This is a genomic window from Micromonospora sp. NPDC005252, assembly GCF_042872475.1.
GTDB lineage: Bacteria > Actinomycetota > Actinomycetes > Mycobacteriales > Micromonosporaceae > Micromonospora.
This window is the reverse complement of sequence record NZ_JBIAKN010000014.1, coordinates 15,299-34,693: the sequence shown is the minus strand read 5'-3', so window position 1 is coordinate 34,693 and position 19,395 is coordinate 15,299. Positions and strand designations below refer to the sequence as shown.

The 19,395-nt window shown below is 74.5% G+C and carries 17 protein-coding genes; 4 read left to right on the top strand and 13 right to left on the bottom strand.

Annotation, left to right across the window (positions count from 1 at the left end; all coding sequences use genetic code 11):
* Positions 1 to 107: 107 nt before the first annotated feature.
* Genes cobA through cobC form a run of 3 tightly spaced genes read right to left on the bottom strand, consistent with a single transcriptional unit; the run spans position 108 to position 3,542 of the window.
* Positions 108 to 1,340 (bottom strand): uroporphyrinogen-III C-methyltransferase, encoded by a 1,233-nt coding sequence (gene cobA / locus ACFYPH_RS27585; protein ID WP_355137839.1) that lies wholly within the window; start codon positions 1,338 to 1,340, stop codon positions 108 to 110.
* A 40-nt stretch (positions 1,341 to 1,380) separates the two neighbouring features.
* Entirely contained in the window at positions 1,381 to 2,460 is a 1,080-nt protein-coding gene (gene cobT, locus ACFYPH_RS27580) for a nicotinate-nucleotide--dimethylbenzimidazole phosphoribosyltransferase (protein WP_355138220.1), read from the bottom strand.
* Positions 2,460 to 3,542: an Rv2231c family pyridoxal phosphate-dependent protein CobC gene (cobC, locus tag ACFYPH_RS27575; RefSeq protein ID WP_354858830.1), complete on the bottom strand. Its 1,083-nt coding sequence runs from the start codon at positions 3,540 to 3,542 to the stop codon at positions 2,460 to 2,462. Before cobC ends, cobT begins: the two co-directional genes overlap by 1 nt.
* Before the next feature lie 122 nt (positions 3,543 to 3,664).
* On the opposite strand from cobC, the gene ACFYPH_RS27570 reads away from it, so the two are divergent.
* Complete coding sequence (locus ACFYPH_RS27570; protein ID WP_354858798.1) at positions 3,665 to 5,794, top strand: transglycosylase domain-containing protein; 2,130 nt, start codon at positions 3,665 to 3,667, stop codon at positions 5,792 to 5,794.
* Between the two features lie 9 nt (positions 5,795 to 5,803).
* Here ACFYPH_RS27570 and ACFYPH_RS27565 read toward each other — a convergent pair whose 3' ends face one another.
* Complete coding sequence (locus ACFYPH_RS27565) at positions 5,804 to 6,373, bottom strand: GNAT family protein (protein WP_354858796.1); 570 nt, start codon at positions 6,371 to 6,373, stop codon at positions 5,804 to 5,806.
* On the bottom strand, positions 6,370 to 7,773 hold the full coding sequence (locus tag ACFYPH_RS27560) for a cobyrinate a,c-diamide synthase (protein ID WP_355066156.1): 1,404 nt from the start codon (positions 7,771 to 7,773) through the stop codon (positions 6,370 to 6,372). The genes ACFYPH_RS27565 and ACFYPH_RS27560 overlap by 4 nt, the downstream gene beginning before the upstream one ends.
* A gap of 173 nt (positions 7,774 to 7,946) precedes the next feature.
* On the opposite strand from ACFYPH_RS27560, the gene ACFYPH_RS27555 reads away from it, so the two are divergent.
* A complete protein-coding gene (locus tag ACFYPH_RS27555) occupies positions 7,947 to 8,768 on the top strand; it encodes an SURF1 family protein (protein WP_387185832.1) in 822 nt (273 codons plus the stop codon).
* A gap of 43 nt (positions 8,769 to 8,811) precedes the next feature.
* Here the strand turns inward: ACFYPH_RS27555 and ACFYPH_RS27550 are convergent, their stop codons facing one another.
* The 5 genes from ACFYPH_RS27550 to ACFYPH_RS27530 form a co-directional block, all read right to left on the bottom strand.
* Positions 8,812 to 10,404 (bottom strand): ATP-dependent DNA ligase, encoded by a 1,593-nt coding sequence (locus tag ACFYPH_RS27550; protein ID WP_355066226.1) that lies wholly within the window; start codon positions 10,402 to 10,404, stop codon positions 8,812 to 8,814.
* 88 nt (positions 10,405 to 10,492) lie between these two features.
* Positions 10,493 to 10,699, bottom strand: coding sequence for a hypothetical protein (locus tag ACFYPH_RS27545; protein ID WP_007464240.1), 207 nt, complete (start codon positions 10,697 to 10,699; stop codon positions 10,493 to 10,495).
* Between the two features lie 77 nt (positions 10,700 to 10,776).
* Positions 10,777 to 12,120, bottom strand: a complete 1,344-nt coding sequence (locus ACFYPH_RS27540) for a dipeptidase (protein WP_387185908.1) — start codon at positions 12,118 to 12,120, stop codon at positions 10,777 to 10,779.
* Between the two features lie 36 nt (positions 12,121 to 12,156).
* Entirely contained in the window at positions 12,157 to 13,302 is a 1,146-nt protein-coding gene (locus ACFYPH_RS27535; protein WP_387185828.1) for a M48 family metallopeptidase, read from the bottom strand.
* Between the two features lie 68 nt (positions 13,303 to 13,370).
* Complete coding sequence (locus ACFYPH_RS27530) at positions 13,371 to 14,033, bottom strand: uridine kinase (RefSeq protein WP_387185906.1); 663 nt, start codon at positions 14,031 to 14,033, stop codon at positions 13,371 to 13,373.
* A 551-nt stretch (positions 14,034 to 14,584) separates the two neighbouring features.
* Between ACFYPH_RS27530 and ACFYPH_RS27525 the strand changes: the two genes are divergently transcribed.
* A complete protein-coding gene (locus ACFYPH_RS27525) occupies positions 14,585 to 14,986 on the top strand; it encodes a rhodanese-like domain-containing protein (RefSeq protein ID WP_354858820.1) in 402 nt (133 codons plus the stop codon).
* 10 nt (positions 14,987 to 14,996) lie between these two features.
* Here ACFYPH_RS27525 and ACFYPH_RS27520 read toward each other — a convergent pair whose 3' ends face one another.
* From ACFYPH_RS27520 to ACFYPH_RS27510, 3 genes are all read right to left on the bottom strand, one after another.
* Positions 14,997 to 16,538 carry a cobyric acid synthase gene (locus ACFYPH_RS27520; protein WP_387185825.1) on the bottom strand — a complete coding sequence of 514 codons (1,542 nt, stop codon included), beginning with the start codon at positions 16,536 to 16,538 and terminating at the stop codon, positions 14,997 to 14,999.
* Positions 16,535 to 17,611 carry a cobalamin biosynthesis protein gene (locus tag ACFYPH_RS27515; protein WP_387185822.1) on the bottom strand — a complete coding sequence of 359 codons (1,077 nt, stop codon included), beginning with the start codon at positions 17,609 to 17,611 and terminating at the stop codon, positions 16,535 to 16,537. Before ACFYPH_RS27515 ends, ACFYPH_RS27520 begins: the two co-directional genes overlap by 4 nt.
* 214 nt (positions 17,612 to 17,825) lie before the next feature.
* On the bottom strand, positions 17,826 to 18,602 hold the full coding sequence (locus tag ACFYPH_RS27510) for a single-stranded DNA-binding protein (protein ID WP_354858781.1): 777 nt from the start codon (positions 18,600 to 18,602) through the stop codon (positions 17,826 to 17,828).
* Between the two features lie 304 nt (positions 18,603 to 18,906).
* Between ACFYPH_RS27510 and ACFYPH_RS27505 the strand changes: the two genes are divergently transcribed.
* Positions 18,907 to 19,347 (top strand): HPF/RaiA family ribosome-associated protein, encoded by a 441-nt coding sequence (locus tag ACFYPH_RS27505; RefSeq protein WP_363939295.1) that lies wholly within the window; start codon positions 18,907 to 18,909, stop codon positions 19,345 to 19,347.
* Positions 19,348 to 19,395: the final 48 nt, after the last annotated feature.

Below are 19,395 nucleotides of genomic sequence, written 5' to 3'. Positions count from 1 at the left end.
GACGCGCGCGGGGACCAGCCGGTCTCCGCCGCCCGCACCGCCCGGGGTCCGCTCTGCCGCCCGCACCGCCCGGGGCCGCTCCGCGCCCGGGTGGACCGTGCCACCGGTCACCCGTCGAGGGCACCCACCACGTCGCCGAGCACCACGACCGCGGGCGGGCGCACCTCGGCGGTGAGCGCGTCGGCGGCCACCGCGCCGAGCGTGGACCGCAGCGTCCGTTGGGCGCCCGTGGTGCCCTCCTGAACGACCGCGGCCGGCGTCTGCGGCGACCGGCCGTGCGCGATCAGGGTCTCGGCGATGGCGGCGAGGTTCTTGAGCCCCATCAGGATCACCAGGGTGCCGCGCAGGCCCGCGAGGGCGTCCCAGCGCACCAGCGAGGCCGGCGAGTCGGGTGCCACGTGGCCGGAGACGACGGTGAACTCGTGCGCCACCCCCCGGTGGGTGACCGGGATCCCGGCCGCCGCCGGAGCGGCGATCGAGCTGGTCACTCCCGGGACGACGGTCACCGGCACGCCGGCCGCCGCGCAGGCCAGTAGCTCCTCGCCGCCACGGCCGAAGACGTACGGGTCGCCGCCCTTGAGCCGGACCACGACGGCGCCGGCCAGGGCCCGGTCGACCAGGATCCGGTTGATCTCCTCCTGGGCCCGGGACGGACCGTAGGGGATCTTCGAGGCGTCCACCAGCTCGACGTCGGCGCGGAGTTCGTCCAGGAGCAGACCCGGCACCAGCCGGTCGGCGACCACCACGTCGGCCTCGGTGAGCAACCGCCAACCCTTCACGGTGATCAGCTCCGGGTCTCCCGGGCCGGCCCCGACCAGCGCCACCCGCCCGGCGGTCGCGCCGGTCGTCGCCTCGGCGTCGGGCCGGACCCGCGTCGGAGCAGCGACGCGCACGGCGAGCAGGTCGCGGATGGCGTCGCGGACGGTCATCGCGCGGCGAGGATCTCCGCCGCCGAGCACCGCCACGGTGACCGGGCCGTGACGGGTCACCGCCGGCGTCCAGGCCGTGGCGGCGGTCCGGTCGTCGGCCCGGACGCAGAAGATCCGCCGTTCGGCGGCGACGGCGCTCACCGCAGCCGCCGCCATCGGATCGTCGATCGCCACCTGGACCAGCCAGGCCCCGTCCAGGTCCTCGGGCACGAACCGGCGCGGCACCCAGTGCAGCCGACCCGCGTCCACCCGGGCCCGCAGCGCCGGGGTCAGCTCCGGGGCCACCAGCAGGACGTCCGCGCCGGCATCCAGCAGCGCCGGCACCCGCCGGGTGGCGACCGCACCGCCGCCCACCACGACCACACGTCGCCCCTCGAGCCGCAGGCCGAGCGGGTACGGGCTGGCGCTCACGCCGCACCACCGAGCCGGACCGCCCGCTCGTTGGGCACCGTCACTTCTCGGCCACCCCGGCGGAGTCGAAGGTGGCCACGTCGTGCAGCACGCGGACCGCGCCGGTGACCACCGGCAGGGCCAACAGCGCGCCGGTGCCCTCGCCGAGGCGCAGCCCCAGGTCGATCAGCGGGTCGAGGCCGAGATGCCGCAGCGCCACCGTCGCGCCCGGCTCGGCCGAGCGGTGCCCGGCGACCATGGCCGCGACCGCGTCCGGTGCGAACGCGGCGGCGGCGAGCGCCGCCGACACCGCGATCACGCCGTCCAGCAGGACCGGCGTACGGCGGGCCGCGGCGCCCAGGATCAGCCCGGCCAGCGCGGCGTGCTCCAGGCCACCGACGGCGGCGAGCACGCCCAGCGGGTCGGCCGGATCGGGCGTGTGCCGGGCCAGCGCGGCCCGCACGACGGCCACCTTGCGGGCGTACGTCGGGTCGTCGATCCCGGTGCCCCGGCCGGTGGAGTCGAGCGGGTCGACGCCGGTGAACGCGGCGATCAGCGCGGCGGCCGGGGTGGTGTTGCCGATGCCCATGTCCCCGGTGAGCAGGATGCCCGCCCCGGCGTCGATCAGCTCGTCGGCGATCCGGATGCCGGTCCGCACCGCGGCCAGCGCCTCGTCCCGGGTGAGCGCGGCGGTCACCGTGAGGTCCCGGGTGCCTCGGCGCACGGAGGCGGTGACCAGTCGGGGCGCGGACGGGTCGGCCGGACCGGAAGCCTCGGGGACGGGCAGCGGGGTGGCCACCCCGACGTCGACCACGGTGACCGAGGCGCCGGCCTGGCGGGCGAACGCGTTGACGACCGCACCGCCGGCCAGGAAGTTGCCGATCATCTGCCCGGTGACCTCCTGCGGCCACGGGCTGACCCCCTGGGCGTGCACCCCGTGGTCGCCCGCGAAGATCGCCACGGCGGCCGGCTCGGGCACCGGCGGTGGGCAGGCCCCGGCCAGCCCGGCGAGGCGTACCGACAGATCCTCCAGCAGGCCCAGCGAGCCCGGCGGCTTGGTCAGCCGGCCGTGCAGCTCGCGGGCGGCGGCCATCGCCGCCTCGTCGAGTGGCCGGATGGCCGAAATCGTGGTCTCCAGCATCATGCCTCCATGGTCTCGCGCAGCACCTCGATGAACGCGTCGGTGGTGTTCCGGTCGCGTACCGCCACCCGCAGCCAGTCCGGGCCGAGCCCGGGGAAGGTGTCGCCCCGGCGTACCGCCCAGCCCCGGTCGCGCAGGCCCTCTCGGACCCGGTTCGCGTCGGGCAGGTGCAGCAGGACGAACGCGCTGGCCGGGCGGCCCGCGACGCGTACGCCGGGCAGGTCGGCCAGGCGCGCGACCAGGTGGTCGCGGTCGGCGGCGAGGTCGGCGGCGATCGCGCGTTCGGCCTCGACCGCGACTCCGGTGGCGCAGGCCGCGGCGGCGGCCAGCGCGGGCGTGGAGACGGCCCACAGCGGCTGGACGGCGGCCAGGCGGGACAGCAGCTCCGGGGCGCCGAGCAGGTAGCCGATCCGCAGGCCGGCCAGGCCCCACGTCTTGGTGAGGCTGCGCAGGACGAGCAGCCCGGGCAGATCCCGCCGCTCGGCCAGCGACTCCGGCTCGCCGGGGTGCGCGCCGCCGGTGGTGTCGGCGAACGCCTCGTCGACCACCAGCACCCGGCCGGGACGGGCGAGCGCGGCCACGGTCCGCGCGGGGTGCAGCACCGAGGTGGGATTCGTCGGGTTGCCGATCATCACGAGGTCGGCGTCGTCGGGCACCAGGGACGGATCGAGCCGGAACCCGTCGGCCGGGTCCAGCAGCACCCGCTCGACCGGATGGCCGGCGGCCCGTAGCGCCGCCTCCGGCTCGGTGAACTGCGGGTGCACCACCACGGGTCGGCGGATGCCACGCAGCGCCTGGGCGATCAGCACGAAGCCCTCGGCGGCGCCGGCGGTGAGGAGTACCTCGTCCGGGTGACGCCGGTGCCGGGCGGCGACGGCGGCGCGGGCCGGCGCCGGGTCGGGGTAGCGGGCCAGGTCGGTGAGGGTGGCGGCGATCGGGTCGGCCAGCCAGGCCGGCGGTGGCGTCTGGCGGACGTTGACGGCGAGGTCGATCAGCCCGGCGCCCACCTCGGCGTCGCCGTGGTGCGCGAGGTCCGGCTCGGCCCCGGTGGGCGGGGTGATGGCAGCAGACTGATCGCGCATGTCCGCGATCCTGCCGGGAAGGTGGCCGGCGGGACAGTCGATGTCGGCGTAAGCCATGTCACCACCTCGCGGGTTTATGAGTTCTTCTCATGTACGAATCGGAAATGTCATAACTTGGCCACGTGAGCAACCGACCCCTTGCTGCCGCTGGTCGACTCGTTCCTCTTCTCCGCGCCGGCCTCATCGCCGGCATCGTGATCGCCGCCGTCGCGTACCCGGTGGTCGCCTTCACCGGGCTCGGCGCGAAGGCCACCGCGCACGCCACAGAGCAGAAGACCAGACTGCTGACCACCGCCCTGCCCGCCGAGACCTCCTACCTCTACGCCCCGGACGGCAAGACCGTGCTGACCATGTTCTACGAGGAGTACCGGCAGTACACGAAGCTGTCGGACATGTCGCCGAACATCCAGCAGGCGATCGTCGCCGCCGAGGACAACCGCTTCTACCAGCACCACGGCGTCGACCCAAAGGGCGTGGCCCGCGCCTTCGTGTCCAACGCCCGCTCCGGCGGCTCCCAGGGCGCCTCGACACTGACCATGCAGTACGTCCGGATGGCCCTGCGGGACAGCGCGAACACCCCGAAGGAGGTCCAGGAGGCCACCCAGCAGACCAGCCTGCGCAAGGTCAAGGAGATGCGCATGGCCTTGGACCTGGAGAAGGAGCTGAGCAAGGAGCAGATCCTCGAGCGCTACCTGAACTCCGCGTACTTCGGCCACCGGGCGTACGGCATCTACGCCGCCAGCGAGATCTTCTTCTCCAAGACCCCGAAGGACCTCACCCCGGTCGAGGCGGCCACCCTCGCCGGGCTGGTCAAGTCCCCCTCCGAGTACGACCCGGCCGACACCGACCAGAAGGACGCCACCGGGCGGCGCAACTATGTGCTGGACCGGATGAGTCAGCTCGGCTACCTCTCCCCCGACTCGGCCGCCGCCGCGAAGACCGAGCCGATCCGGCTGAAGCTCACCACCCCGCCGAGCGACTGCGCCTCGCTCATCGAGAAGTACCGGAGCTGGGGCTTCGCCTGCGACTACCTGAAGAACTGGTGGAGTTCGCAGCCCGCGTTCGGGGCCAACCGGCTGGAGCGGATGGACAAGCTGCGTCGGGGCGGCTACCGCATCGTGCTCAGCCTCGACCCCAAGATCCAGGAGGCGGCGGAGAAGAACGTCGGCGCCAAGGAGGGCACCGGCAGCCCGTTCGCCAACGGGATCGTGGTCTCCGAGCCGGGGACCGGGCGCGTGAAGGCGATGGCGGTGAACCGGAACTACTCCCTGGACCTGGCCGACAACCCACCCAGCTCCAACCCGGAGGCCGGGCCGAAGGTGAAGGCGAACTATCCGAACACGGTGGCGCCGCTGCTCGGCGGCGGCGACCTGCCGGGCTACCAGGCCGGGTCGACGTTCAAGATGTTCCCGATGCTGGCCGCGCTGGATTCGGGGATGACGCTGTCCACCTCGTTCAACGCCCCGTACCGCTACAAGTCGTCGGTCTACGACGGCTGGGCGCCCTCCAACGCCAGCGGAGCGATGACCGGGCAACAGACCATGTGGTCCGGCTTCGGCAAGTCGGTCAACACGTACTTCGTGTGGCTGGAGGAGAAGGTGGGCGCGGACCGGGCGGTCCGGCTGGCCGAACAGCTCGGGCTGCGCTGGCGCACCGACGTCGACCGGGAACAGGCGTCCCCGGGCAAGGCCAAGAAGTGGGGCGCGTTCACCCTGGGCGTCTCCGACGCCACACCGCTGGAGATGGCGAACGCCTACGCCGCCGTCGCGGCCGACGGCCGCTACTGCGAGGCGATCCCGGTGCAGGCGATCATGAACCGGGACGGCACTCCGGCCACGTACGCCACTCCGGGCGGTCTGCACCGTGAGGTCGCCAAGCCGCGCTGCCGCCAGGTGGTCAGCGCCGACGCCGCCCGGGCGGCCACCGACGCCGCCCGCTGCCCGACCGGGGACAGTCCGGCACGCGGCGGCTGCGGCGGCTGGTCAACCGCCGACAGCGTGCGGGGTACGGTCGGCCGCCCGGTCGCCGGCAAGACGGGCACCACCGACAGCACCCGGTCCGCCTGGTTCGTCGGCTACACCCCGGAGCTGGCCGCGGCGAGCTTCATCTCCGACCCGGACAACCCGTTCAACGCCGTCGGTGACGGGCAGTCCCAGATCCCGATCGCGGCGGTGGCCGAGACCCTGCGCGACGGCCTGAAGGGCACGCCGACCCGCCAGTTCACGCCACCGTCGGACGCCATCGTGGGATGACGGCGCGGATCAGCGCAGATCAGCGGCCACGAACGACCACAGTTCGAGGTCGGCCCGGCCACCGCCGACGAAACCGGCGTTGCGCAGCAGCCCCTCGTAGCTGAAGCCGGCCTTCTCGGCGACCCGGCGGGACGCCAGGTTGCCGGGTGCCACCCGCAGCTCGACCCGCTGGAAGCCGTGCTCCAGGATCAGCGCGATGGCCACCGCGTCCACCGCCTCGGCGGCCAGGCCGAAGCCCCGCGCGTGGGGGGCCATCGCGTAGGAGACCTCGGTGAGCCGGGCGCCCCAGTCGGTGCGCCGCGTCCAGAGGGAGCCGACCATCTGGTCGTCCTCCCGGCGGACCACCGCGTAGTGGTCGCCCTCGCCGCTGTCGCGCCGCTGCCGGGCCAGATCCGTGCACCAGGCGTGCCCGTCGATCGGGCCGGAGTCGTCGGCCAGCGGCAGCCACCGCCGGGTCAGCTTGTCGGCGAAGATCTCCCCGGCGGCCGACGCGTCCGCCGCGGTGAGCCGACGCACCTCGGTACGCGGGGTGGAGACGGTCAACGCCGGAAACCGGCGGACCGCCAACTCACCGATCACGCGGGCACCACGGGAGGCTGCGCGGGCACCGCGTCGGCTGCCGGCTCGCTGACCGCCGCCGCCACCACCCGGGCGGCGGTCGCCGGGTGTCCCGCCCAGTGCAGGGTGAGCTGCGAGGCGTGCACGTTGCGCCACACGAAACCCTCCGGCGTGCCGCCGTCCCAGCTCCAGGCCGGCCGCTGACCGGCGCGCGGGGTGAGCACCGCCCGGTGCTCCTTGTGCCCGACGACCACCGTGCCGCGCGCGGCGACCACGCTGTCGGTCTGGGCGGTCGCCTCCCGGTAGCCCACCACGAGGCCGTCGCGGCTCACACCCACCGCGTCCAGCACACCGCACATCGGCAGCCCGTCCAGCTCCCGGGCCAGCCACAGCAGGCCGGCGCCCTCGGCGACCACCGGCCGGCCGGTGCGGGCCAGCTCGGCCACCGCGATGCAGAGCCGCCGGTTGGCCGACAGCTGCTCGGCGTACGACTCGGGCAGCGCACCCCCGACGACCAGCGCGCGGGTGCCGACGGGCAGCGCCTCGTCGCGCAGCGGATCGACAGTGACCACCTCGGCGCCGGCGGCCGACAGCAGCTCCGCGGTCTCCGGGTGGCTGAAGCTGCCGCCCGGCCCGCCGGCGAGCGCCACCAGCGGGCGCTGCGCCGGGACGACCAGCTCGCCGAGCGCCTCCTGCGGCGACCAGGCCGCCGCCGGCAGTGGCGGAGCGGAACGGGCCAGCCCGAGCAGCCGCTCCAGGTCGACCGTGGCGGCGACCGCCTCGCCCAGCCGGCGCACCGCACGGACCGCGTCGGTCGAGGAGTCGACCACCGGCGCCACCCCGTGCCGGCGCGACGGCAGCACGGCCGGCAGGTCCTGGCGACGCAGCGCGCCGTAGACCGGCACGCCGACGTCGTCCAGCGCCTCGCGCAGCATCGCCTCGTGCCGCGACGACGCCACCCGGTTGAGGATCACCCCGCCCAGCCACAACTGCTCGTCGTACGAGCGGAAACCGTGCACCAAAGCGGCCACCGACTGCCCCATCGCGGCCACGTCGACCACCAGCACCACCGGACTGCGCAGCGCGGTGGCCGCGGCGGCCGTGGACTCCTGCTCCGGGCGGCCACCGACGGAGTCGTACAGGCCCATGCTGCCCTGCACGACGGCGAGCGCGGCACCCGCGGCGCCGTGTGCGACAAGCGCGGCGAGCCGGTCGACGCCGACCAGCCGGGGATCGATCACCCGACCGGGCCGACCGGCGGCGAGACCGAGGTACGCGGCGTCGACATGATCCGGGCCGAGCTTGAACCCGGCGACGTCGACACCCCGCTCGGCCAGGGCGGCGAGCAGCCCGATCGCCAGCGCGTTCTTTCCGTGCCCGGAGGACGGTGCGCTGAGCACCAGGCGCGGCACGACGGTCATCATCGACTCCTCGCGGGCGGCGGCGGGTACGCGACGGACAACCGAGGAGGTCGATCCGTCGGCGTGACGATACCCGTCCGGTCCGACGGGCGAGCACCGCCAACCGGGGGTCGGCGGACGGTCCCGGCCCGGTCGCGGTGAGTGGCCCCGGTCATACGGGTAGCCTCGGTGCCGTGTACCGGTTCCTGCTGAGCCCACGCTGGTTGGGCGCCCTCGCGCTGACCCTGGTCGCCGCCGCCGTCATGGTGTGGCTGGGCAACTGGCAGCTGGACCGCTACCGGGGCCGTACCGAGATCAACGAGCGGATCGACGCGGGCGAGCGGATGGCCCCGGCGCCCCTGGCCGCCGCGTTCCGCCCGCCCACCGGCGGCCCCGGGACCGCCGGCCCGGCCCCCGCGAAGGACAAGGTCTGGACCCGGATCACCGCCACCGGCCGGTACGACCCGTCGAACACCGTCCTGGTCCGTGGTCGGACGGTCGACAGCCGGGTCGGCTTCGAGGTGCTCACCCCGCTGGTGCTCCCCGACGGCAGCGCGCTGCTGGTGGACCGGGGCTGGATCCCGCCCGCGCCGGGCGGGGCGACCGCCCAGCCGTCGGTGCCCGCCCCGCCGGGCGGCGACGTGACGGTCAGCGGCCGGGTGCACGAGACCGAGAGCGGCGCCGGCACGGTGGACCGCCGCGACGGCCGGCTGGAGACGCGGCGGATCGCCGTACCGCGCCTGGCCCGCGAGCTGCCCTACCCGGTCTACGGCGGCTACCTGCTGCTGGACGACCAGACCCCGGCCGCCGACGGGGCGTTCAAGGCCGTGCCGGTCGGGCACACCAACAACTGGCAGAACTTCGGTTACGTCGTGCAGTGGTGGCTCTTCGCCGCGATGGCGCTCTTCGGCTACGGCTGGGTGGCCCGACGCGAGGCACGCCGGGCCGCCGGGCTCGACAGCGCGAGCGCCCCGCTGGACCGGGCGGCCGAGCCGACGCCGAGCGCGTCCGCCTGAGCGGGCGGCCGGCCCGGCGCGAGACGAGGGCCGGTGTGGCCCGTCAACCGCTCAGCCGACCGGCGTGGATGGCGCGGACCGCGTCGATGGTGTCCGCCTCGGCGGCGGACTTGTCGTCGCGGTAGCGCACCACGCGAGCGAACCGCAGGGCCATCCCACCCGGATAGCGGGTGCTCGTCTGCACCCCGTCGAAAGCGATCTCCACCACCTGCTCCGGGCGGACCCGGACCACCCAGTCGCCGCGCTCCACGGCGAGGTCGAGGAACCGCTCGGTCTGCCAGCGCAGCAGCTCGTCGGTGAGCCCCTTGAACGTCTTGCCGAGCATCACGAAGTCGCCCGTACGCGGGTCACGGGCGCCCAGATGCAGGTTGGACAGCCAGCCCTTGCGCCGGCCGCTGCCCCACTCGACGGCGAGCACCACCAGGTCGAGGGTGTGCCGTGGCTTGACCTTGACCCAGGCGGCGCCGCGCCGGCCGGCGTCGTAGGGGGCGTCCGGTGCCTTGACCACCACGCCCTCCTGGCCGGCGTCGAGCGCGGCGGCGAACGCCGCGCCGGCCTGCTCCGGGCCGTCGACCTCCATGCGCCCCACCAGCAGCGACGCGTCCACCGCGCCGGCGAGCGCGGCCCACCGCTCCCGGCCGGGCAGGTCGATCAGATCCTGGCCGTCGAGGTGCAGCAGGTCGAAGAAGTACGGAGTGAGCACCGTCGCGCCGGTGCTGGCGGCGGCCGCGAGCACCGCCGGGGCGACCGGAGTCCGCCCGGTGGTGCTCGGTGTGGTGCGCCGGGCGGCCCGGCTGGAGGTCTGCTGGAACGGCAGCGGACGGCCCGTCTCGTCCAGGCCGATCGCCTCGCCGTCGAGCACCAGCTCCCGGCCCGGCAGGGCGCGAACCGCCGCGACCACCTCGGGCACCCGGTTGGTGATCTCGTCGAGGCTGCGGGTGAACACGGCGATGTCGGCGCCGGAGCGGTGCACCTGGATGCGGATGCCGTCGAGCTTCACGTCGACCACCGCCGGCGTGCCGGTCGCGGCCAGCGCCTCGTCGACCGAGGGAGCGCTCTGCGCGAGCATCGGCGCCAGCGGCCGGCCGACCCGCAGGCCGAACCCGGCCAGCTCGGCCTCGCCGCCGGCCAGCGCGGCCACCGCCACGGCACGCAGGTCACCGGCGAGCAGCAGGGCCCGACGGACGATCGCCACCGGCACCTCGGCGGCCCGGGCCACGGCGTCGGCGAGCAGCCCGGCCTGGGCGCCCTGGCGCAGCTCACCGCCGAACAGGCCGGTGAGCAGCCGTTGCTCGTCGGCGGTGGCCGCCGCGTAGAGGCCGCCGAGCAGAGCCCGGCGGCGGGCCTGCGACCCGGCGCCCTGCACGGCGGCGATCTGCTCGATGGCCGCGTCGACGGCGGCCACGGTCAGCGTCGGCTCGGTGGCCGGTGGCGGCAGGTCACGCAGGCTCGCGTAGCCCACGCCGGTCTGCCGCTGACGCAGCTCACCGGCGAGATAGCCGGCGCCGGGCTCCACCTCGGCCGGGTCGAGCCGGCGCAGCGCGTCGGCGAGCAGCTCCACCTTGGCCCGCCGGCCGCTGGTGGCGCCCACGGCGGCGGAGGTGGCCGCCAGGTCGATGAACCGCACGAAGCCCATCCTGCCAGCCACCTCCGACACCGCCCGGGCATTGCCGTGCCCGGGCGGTGTCGGCGCGGTGCCGCAGCCCACGAGGGGGCGGCGGGAATCAGGCGGAGACGGGCTCCTCGATGCGCAACCCTCGGGCGCGGACCTCGCCGGCGACCCGGGAGAGCACCGAGTCGAGGGCGACCAGGGCGGCGGACAGCTCACCGAGCTGGTCGTTGAGCGTGTCCTCGGACCACGCGGAGACGTCGACGTCCCCCAGTGCGCTGACGGCGGCCCCCAACCGGGCCATCACCTCGTTCGTACTCATGTTCGAAAGGCTATAACAAGCCGCCCGGCGACACGCCGCAAACTCCCAGATCAGACGCAAAGTTGTCGTGCCGACACCTAACTGCTTGCCGCGGCCACCTTGCCCAGCAGCAGCGCCTCGGCGAGGCAGACCTTGGCGAACTCGCCGAGGTGCAGGCTCTCGTTCGGGCCGTGCGCGCGGGCGTGCGGGTCCTCCACACCGGTCACCAGGATCGCCGCATCCGGGAACATCTCCTGGAACGTGGCGATGAACGGGATCGAACCGCCGATGCCGATGTCGACCGGGTCGGTGCCGTCCCAGGCGGCGCGGAACGCCGAGCGGGCGGCGTCGAACATCGGCCCGGACGCGTCGATCACGCACGGGTCGCCGTCGTGCTCCAGAGTGACGGTCACCTGGGCGCCCCACGGCGCGTGCTTCTCCAGGTGGGCGCGCACCGCCGCGTACGCCCGCTTCGGGTCGTCTCCCGGCGCGAGACGGACGTTGAGCTTCGCCTTCGCGGCCGGGACCAGGGCGTTCGGCGCCTCGCCGGTGGACGGCGCGTCGATGCCGAGCACCGACACCGCCGGCTTCGTCCAGACCCGGTCGGTGAGCCGGCCGGTGCCGATGAACTGGACACCCTCGGCCAGTCCGGACTCAGCCCGCATCCGGTCCTCGGGGTAGTCGACGGCAGCGCCCTCCCGGCTGACCAGCCCGTCCACCGCCATGTCACCGGCGTCGTCGTGCAGGGTTGCCAACAGGCGGACCAGCGCGGTGAGCGCGTCCGGGACGACACCCCCGAACATGCCGCTGTGCACGGCGTGGTCCAGCGTGCGGACCTCGACGAAGCAGTTGACGACGCCGCGCAGCGAGGTGGTCAGCGCCGGTACGCCGATGTCCCAGTTGCCGGAGTCGGCAATCACGATGACGTCCGAGGCGATCTCGTCGCGGTGCTCGCGCAGCAGTTGCTCCAGCGAGTCGGAGCCGTACTCCTCCTCGCCCTCGATGAACAGCGCCACGCCGACCGGCAGCGCGTCCCCGTACGCGCGCAGCGCCGCGACGTGCGCCATGATGCCGGCCTTGTCGTCGGCCGCGCCCCGGGCGTACAGGCGACCGTCGCGCTCGACCGGCTCGAACGGGTCGGACTCCCACAGCGACCGGTCACCGACCGGCTGTACGTCGTGGTGGGCGTAGAGCAGCACGGTGGGCGCACCGGGTGGGGCGGCCCGACGGCCGATCACCGCGGGCTGCCCGCCGGAGCGCACGATGTCGACGTCCAGGCCGCAGCCGCGCAGCAGTTCGGCGACCGCCTCGGCGGAACGCTCCACGTGTGAGTGGTCGAAGCCTTCGAAGGCGATGCCGGGGATGCGGACGAGGCGTTCCAGGTCGGCGCGTACGCCGGGCATCTCCCGCTCGACGGCGGCCCGTACCTCGGACTCGGACATGATCGGTGAGGTCATGACCGGAATCGTATGCCGGCCTTACTCAGGCGTGCCGGCCGAGCCCGTACCGTCACCGTCATCCGCCGGGCCGGAGCCCGCCCGCGCGCCCGGGGCGGCCCGGCCGGCGCGGTGCGCGCGGCCGGCGGCCTCGGTGGCGGCGTCCATCCAGGAGCGGGCACGGCCCGCCGTGCCGCCCACCCACCCGCCGACGTCGCTGGCGCCGTCGCCGAGGCGGCGCAGCAACCCGACCAGCGGGTCGGTGGAGCGGCTGAACTCCTCCCGGTACGACTCGGCGGCGGCCTTGATCTCCTCCGAGACGCTTGTCGAGGCGTCGTCGTCGCGGCGCGGATAGTCCCCGGACAGCACCCGCCCGTACGCCCCGGAGTCGATCCACTGCCGCAACTGCGCGGCCCTCGCCACCGGCGCCGGGTGCGTGCTCCACGCCGTCATCCGGATCTTGTGCAGGCTGTCGCGCAGGTCGCCGCCGCCGGCGTACTCGGCGGCCTGCTCCAGGAAGGCGGTCGTGTCGATCTGCGACAGGTCGCCGCCGCCCGCGAGCTTCATCAGCAGCCGCAGCGCGGCGGCCGGGTCCTGCCCGGCGAGCAGGCCGGCCCGGTCGGCGGACAGCTCCGCCTTGCGCCACCACTCCAGCATCGCGGCGATGATCGCCCGCAGCGCGAACGCGCCCACCGGCAACCAGCTCAGGTTGGCCGCCCACCGGGTGAGGATCATGAGCATCGTCTTGTAGACCGCGTGCCCGCTGCCCACGTGCCCCAACTCGTGGCCGAGCAGGCAGCGCAGCTCGTCCTCGTCGAGCTGCTGCACGCACGCGGAGTTCAGCACGATGAACGGCCGGTCCAGACCCACCGCCTCGGCGCCCAGCCAGGGCGACTGCGTCACATACAGCTCGGGCAGCTCGGCCACGTCGAGCGCCGCCGCGGCCTCGGTGTAGCGCTGCCACACCGCCGGATACTGCCGGTGATCGACGCGGATGCCGGACGCCAGCACGGACAGCCGGAAACCCCGTTCGTTCCACATGCCGAAGAACGCCCGCACCACGTCGTCGAAACCACGCAGCTCACGCAGCGCGACCAGGGCGCCCCGGTCGGCCGGATGCTCCCAGGCCCGCGAGCTGATGCCGGTGAGGGTGATCCGGCGCCGCGCCGGCGCGTCCGCTGCCGTCATGATGGGGCCCCCGTTTCGCCGTGACTCCTCGCATCGTGCCGCAGCGGGTGGCCGGCGTCCATGCCCGGTCAGCGGACCCGCACGTAGTACCGGGACGCGTCCAGCGGCAGCGTCGGCGCACCGTCGACCACCAGGTCGGCGCGCGCCGCGGTGTCGTCGGCGGCGAAGTGCGCCCGCTCCCCGGTATGCCAGCGGCGCAGCTCGGGCAGGATCTCCGGCCCGTCCCGCTCGACCGCACGGGCCAGCCGCAGCGGCGCGGGCGCGGTGACGAAGACGGCGAGGGTCAGCTCCGGCCGGACGACGGCACGGGCCGCGCTGACCCCCTCCACGATCAGCACCGGCGTCACCGGCACCGGCACCGGGCGGGGTAGGAAGCACCGCCGCACCCAGCTGTAGCGCCGGTACGCGCCCGGCTCTTCCTGGCGCAGCGGGGTCAGCACCTCGGTGTCGAGACGAGGCCAGAAGGTGAGCTGGTCGTCCCAGCCGTCGAGCAGGTCGTCGGTGTGCACCACCGGCGGGCGCCCGCCGGGCAGCGCCGCCAGGGCGTCCGCGAGGTGCGCGGCGAACCGGCTCTTGCCCGCGCCGCTCGGCCCGTCCACCGCGACCAGCCGGGTCCGCCCCAACCGCGCCGGGCCCGCGAGCACCCGACGGGCCAACTCGGCGTACGCCTCGACGACCACCACCGGCGGCACCGGCGCGGCGGATCGCTCGGTCGACCCGCCGACGTCCACGCCCTCGTCTACGCCCTGGTTCCCGCCCTGAGCCCTGCCCTCAGCCCCGTCCACGCCCGCAGCCCCGGCCTGAGCCCCGTCCACGCCCGCGGCCCCGCCCTGGTTCCCGGCCTGAGCCCCGTCCACGCCCGCAGCCCCGCCCTCGTCTACGCCCTCGTTCCCGTCCTCGTTCCCGCCCTGAGCCCCGCCCTCAGCCCCGTGCCGGCCCGTGCGGTCGGGGCCGCGCCGCTACGGGCCCCTGTGGGCAAGCCCTCTGGTGACGAGTCGTGCACGACCGAAGTATGCCCCGCTCACACCCCGGCAACGGGGGTTCACCGCCCAGATCAACTCGGCCTCATTGATGTCGGGGTATCCCGTCGGCCAGCAAACCCCGACATCACGGAAACCGAGTCGATCACGCCGGTTTCGGTGGGGTGACACGTCCGGCTGACGCCCCGGGCCGGTCATTCTCACGACCGGGGGATTTGGGGCGGGCGACGGGTGACGGGCGGCCCGTTCGCCGCGCGGTTTGGTACCCGAGTCGGCATGATCGGGTGGTGCTCCGAGACGTGATGAGCCCCGGCATTGACGCCCTCCTCGAACAGGCCCGCGCCGGGCTGCACCGATTGACTCCACAGCAGACCGTCGAGGCGGTCCGCGGTGGCGCTCTGCTGGTCGACACCCGTACCGACGCACAGCGCCGCGAACAGGGCGACCTGCCCGGCGCCGTCGTCATCGACCGCACGGTGCTGGAATGGCGGCTCGATCCGGCCAGCGCCTGGCGCATCCCGGAGGCCACCGCCTACGACCGGGAGATCGTGGTGGTGTGCCGCCAGGGCTACAGCTCCAGCCTGGCCGCCGCCAGCCTCCAGACCCTCGGCCTGCGCCGGGCCACCGACATGATCGGCGGCGTCGACGCGTGGCTGGCGGCCGGCCTGCCCACCACGGACCGCCCCGCCGACATCCGGCCCTGAACCACCCTGCTCAGAGCCGCGGGGCGCCGGGTGGGATGAAGGGAAGACCGGGGGGTGCGCCGCTCTCGATGAGGCGCCAGAGGGCGTCGGTGTCCAGGTGCTCCTCGACGAGGTCACCGAGCAGGTCGAGCGAGCCTTCCCGGGCCGCGGCGAAGCTGGTGCCCGGCGCGACCCGGAACCCGGTACGCCCCGCCAGCCGGGCGGCCTCGGTGAGGAACCAGCGGCGGAACCCGTCGGACTCGAACGCCCCGTGCCAGTGCGTGCCGTGCACCGCGCCGAGCACCGCGCCCTCACCGTCGCCGTCGGCTCCGGTCAGCAACGGAGTCAGGGCCGGGTCGGTCTGCGAGACGTACCCGTGGTGGATCTCGTAGCCGCGGACCGCCACGTCGCCGGGGCCGGTGCCGACCGACTGCCGGACGGTCTTGCGCGGATCGAAGGTGATCTCGATGGGCAGCAGGCCGAGCCCGGGCACGCTGCCCTGCCGGCTCTCGACCGGGTCGTGGATGGCCCGGCCGAGCATCTGGAAGCCGCCACAGAGGCCGAGCAGCGGCTTGCCGGCCGCCACGTGTCTGGTCACCGCGTCGGCGAGGCCGGTCTCGCGTAGCCAGGTGAGGTCCGCGACTGTCGACTTCGAGCCGGGCAGGACGATCAGGTCGGCGGCGGCCAGTTCGGCCGGCTCGACGGTGAGGCGTACGCGCACGCCCGGCTCGGTGGCCAGCGCTTCCACGTCGGTGGCGTTGCTGATCCGGGGTAGCCGGACGACTGCCACGTCCAACCAGTCGGTGCCGTGCGGTGCGGCGGGGCGGCCGAGCACCCGGCCGTAGGCGAGCGAGTCCTCCGCGTCCAGCCAGAGGTCGAGCGACCAGGGCAGCACCCCGTACGTGGGACGGCCGGTCACCTGACGCAGCATGTCCAGCCCGGGCTGGAGCAGGCCGAGGTCGCCGCGGAACTTGTTGATCACGAAGCCGGCGATGAGCGCCTGGTCCGCCGGGTCGAGCAGGGCCACCGTGCCGAACATCGAGGCGAAGACGCCGCCCCGGTCGATGTCGCCGACCACGATGGCGGGCAGGTTGGCGTGCCGCGCGAGCCCCATGTTCACGTAGTCCCCGGCCCGCAGGTTGATCTCCGCCGGGCTCCCGGCACCCTCACAGATCACCACGTCGTACGCGGTCCGCAGCTCGGCCAGCGCCGCGTACGCGGTCTCGGCGAGCCGAGGCCGCACCTGTCGGAAGGTGCCGGCGGTGATCGTGTCGACCGCCGTACCGAGGAGAACCACCTGGCTGGCCAGGTCGCTGCCGGGCTTGAGCAGCACCGGGTTGAAGCGCAGGTCCGGGGCGAGCCCGCAGGCGGCGGCCTGCATGGCCTGCGCGCGGCCGATCTCGCCGCCACGCCCGTCCGGCCCGACCACGACGGCCGAGTTGTTCGACATGTTCTGCGCCTTGAACGGCGCCACCTTCACGCCCTGCCGGTGCAGCCATCGGCAGATGCCGGCGGTGAGCACGCTCTTGCCGGCGTCCGAGGTGGTGCCGGCGACCAGCAGCCCGCCGCTCACCGCCCGCTCACCCGCCGCGCCGCACCGCGAAACAGGCCCCGCTCCGACCCGACCCCGCCGGACCGCAGGCCGTTCCCGGACCCGGCCGCGACGGCCCGCAGACTCCGACGAGCGACGGCGCCGGCCAGGCGGCCGACGGTCACCGGGTACGCGGCCGCCAGCCCGAGTGCGGCCAGGCCGACAGCGCCGGAGATGCGGGCTGCCCGCTTGAGGTGTCGTGCCTCGGGACGGGGGCCGTCGCCCAGGAACGGGCGGACCTCGGAGCGCCCGAAGTACCTGTTGCGGCCACCGAGGCGGACGCCGAGCGCGCCGGCCATCGCCGCTTCGCACTGGCCGGCGTTGGGGCTCGGGTGATCGTTGCGGTCCCGTCGCCACACCCGCCAGGCCTGCTCCCGGTCGCCGTTCGCGACCGGCGCGACGGCGATGGTGAGGAGCCCGGTCAGCCGGGACGGCACCAGGTTGAGCAGGTCGTCCAGCCGGGCGGCCGGGGTGCCGAACCGCGCGTAACGCTCCGATCGGTGCCCGACCATGGCGTCGAGGGTGTTGGCGGCGCGGTAGCCCAGCAGCCCGGGCAGGCCGGCGACCGCACCCCAGACCAGCGGGGCGACCACCGCGTCGGAGGTGTTCTCCGCGACCGACTCGACGGTGGCCCGGGCCAACTCCGACTCGTCAAGGGTCGAGGGGTCCCGGCCGCAGAGGTTGCCGAGGCGCCATCGGGCGGCGGGCAGGTCACCGTCACGAAGCGTTCGGCCCATGACGGCGGCCTCGTGCCGAAGAGTACGGCCGCCCAGCACGGTCCAGGTGCCGGCGGCGACGAGCACCGCACGGCTCACCGGCCGGTGCCGGGTGGCCGCCGCAGCGACCGCCCCGAGCACCACGGGCCCACCGACGGCCAGCGCCGTGAACACCGCGCCGGCCGTCCGGTCCGGCCGGTGCAGGCGACTCTCCAGAGCGCCCGCCACCTGGCCGAACCCGGCGACCGGATGCCACCGGCGAGGGTCGCCGAACAGCCTGTCCAGCGCGTAACCGGCCACCAGGCCCACCGCGTTCGCCACCGGCGCTGTCCGTCGCACGCGTACCACCCCCCGGCCGGCCAGCCTAGACGAGCACCCCGTGCGCCAGCCGCGGCCGCCGTGCTCCATCGAACCCCACCTCCGTCACGCGGGGTGACGACGCCGGTCGCGTCGCCACCCCGCCCCCGTCGTGCCGCCGGCGCGCACCGTCGTCGACACCGCCCTCAGGCGACCGGGCCGAGCTGTCACACCGACTCCGGCTCGATGCGAACCGTCACGCCGGCTGCGGAACCCGCCCCCGGCCCCGCCGGCCCCGACCGGACGGCGGAACCTCCGGCCGGCCCTCCTCGGGCACCGGCCCCAACTCGTCGTCGGGGTCGCCCTCCAGGTCGGAGTCGTCCGCGCTCACCGCGAGGGCCAGCTCGTCGTCGAGGGCCGCGGGCCCATCGCCGCCGCCGGAGAAGCCGTCGTCGAGAGAGTCACCGCCCTCGAGGGAGACGTCGTCGAGCGGGCCGTGGCCCAGCGGACTGGTACGCAGCGAGCCGTACTCGGGCAACTCGAAATCGTCGTCGAGCGGGCGGTCGTCGCGCAGCACCGGCGCCTGCTCGTCGGGCACCGGTTCGGTGGGCTCGCCGTGCACCCGGCTCTCGATGGCCGCGTCCTCGACCGTGCTGGTGGTCATGGTCGGCCGGTTGCGCAGGAAGCGGGCCCGCCCCCGGGACAGGTCGTGGCCGACGGCGACCGCCTCCAGCTCGTAGAGGGTGCGGTGGTTGCCCGCGTCGTCGGTCCAGTCGCGGGTGTAGAGCCGGCCGCAGACCACCACCGGGTCGCCGACCATCACCGAGGCGGCCACGCCCTCGGCGAGCTTGCGCCAGCAGTTGACGCGGACGCGCAGCGAGTTGCCGTCGACCCACCGACCGCTGTCGCGGTCGAGCCGGCGGGCGGTGGAGGCGACCTTGAAGTTGGCCACCAGGGTGTTGCTCTGGGTCGTACGCCGCCACTCGGGCGCGGTCAGAATGTTGCCGACAATCGTGACGTACGTGTCGAACATCGTCCCTCCAGGGGATCCGGGGTCTGCCAGCGAGTCGACTCGGCACCGAGCCTGTGCGCTCTCGTCGGCTGCCGCCAGCGCCACCACCCCGGCCTGTGGATGACGAGGCCACCTGTGGACAACGCCCTGATCACACCCCCGATGTGGTACGGCCGACCCACCTGTCCGGGCGCCGACGGTTCCGGAGCCGCCCGAACTGGGTATGGATTTGATCAACGCACCACCGACAAGCTCCACGTCGACGAGAGGTCAGCGCCATGACGATCACTACTTTCGGCTCCGCAACCGTTTCCGAGGTGCGGCGATGAGCGCCGTGGCGAACCCGGCGACCGTGGGCGAGTGCCTGCGGGTGGGTGCGGGGTTCTCCCAGGGCGACCGCAACTGGATCGCCGAGCAGTTCGCCACCCTCGACGCCCGGCTGGCAAGCTTCCACGCCGACGCCACCGAGCTTGAGGTGTCGGTGAAGGACCGGGAGGCCCGGGGCCAGAAGGTCACCCTGGAGTGCTGGATCGCCGGCCGGCAGAAGATCGTCACCACCTCCGCCGAGGAGGACCTGCACGCCGCCCTCAACGACGTCCGCGACGACCTGCGCCGGCGGCTGAACGACGCCAAGACCCGGCAGGAGCCCCGGCACAACAAGCACCTGCGGGACATCCCGCAGCCGCAGGGCGAGGTCGACCCGACCGACGAGTCGGACGCGCTGCCCGCCGCCGACCCGAGCCGCGCCGACGCCGAGACGGCCTGACGCGTACCCCTGTCATGCCCCGGCCGGGAGGCACGGCCGGTCGGGGCA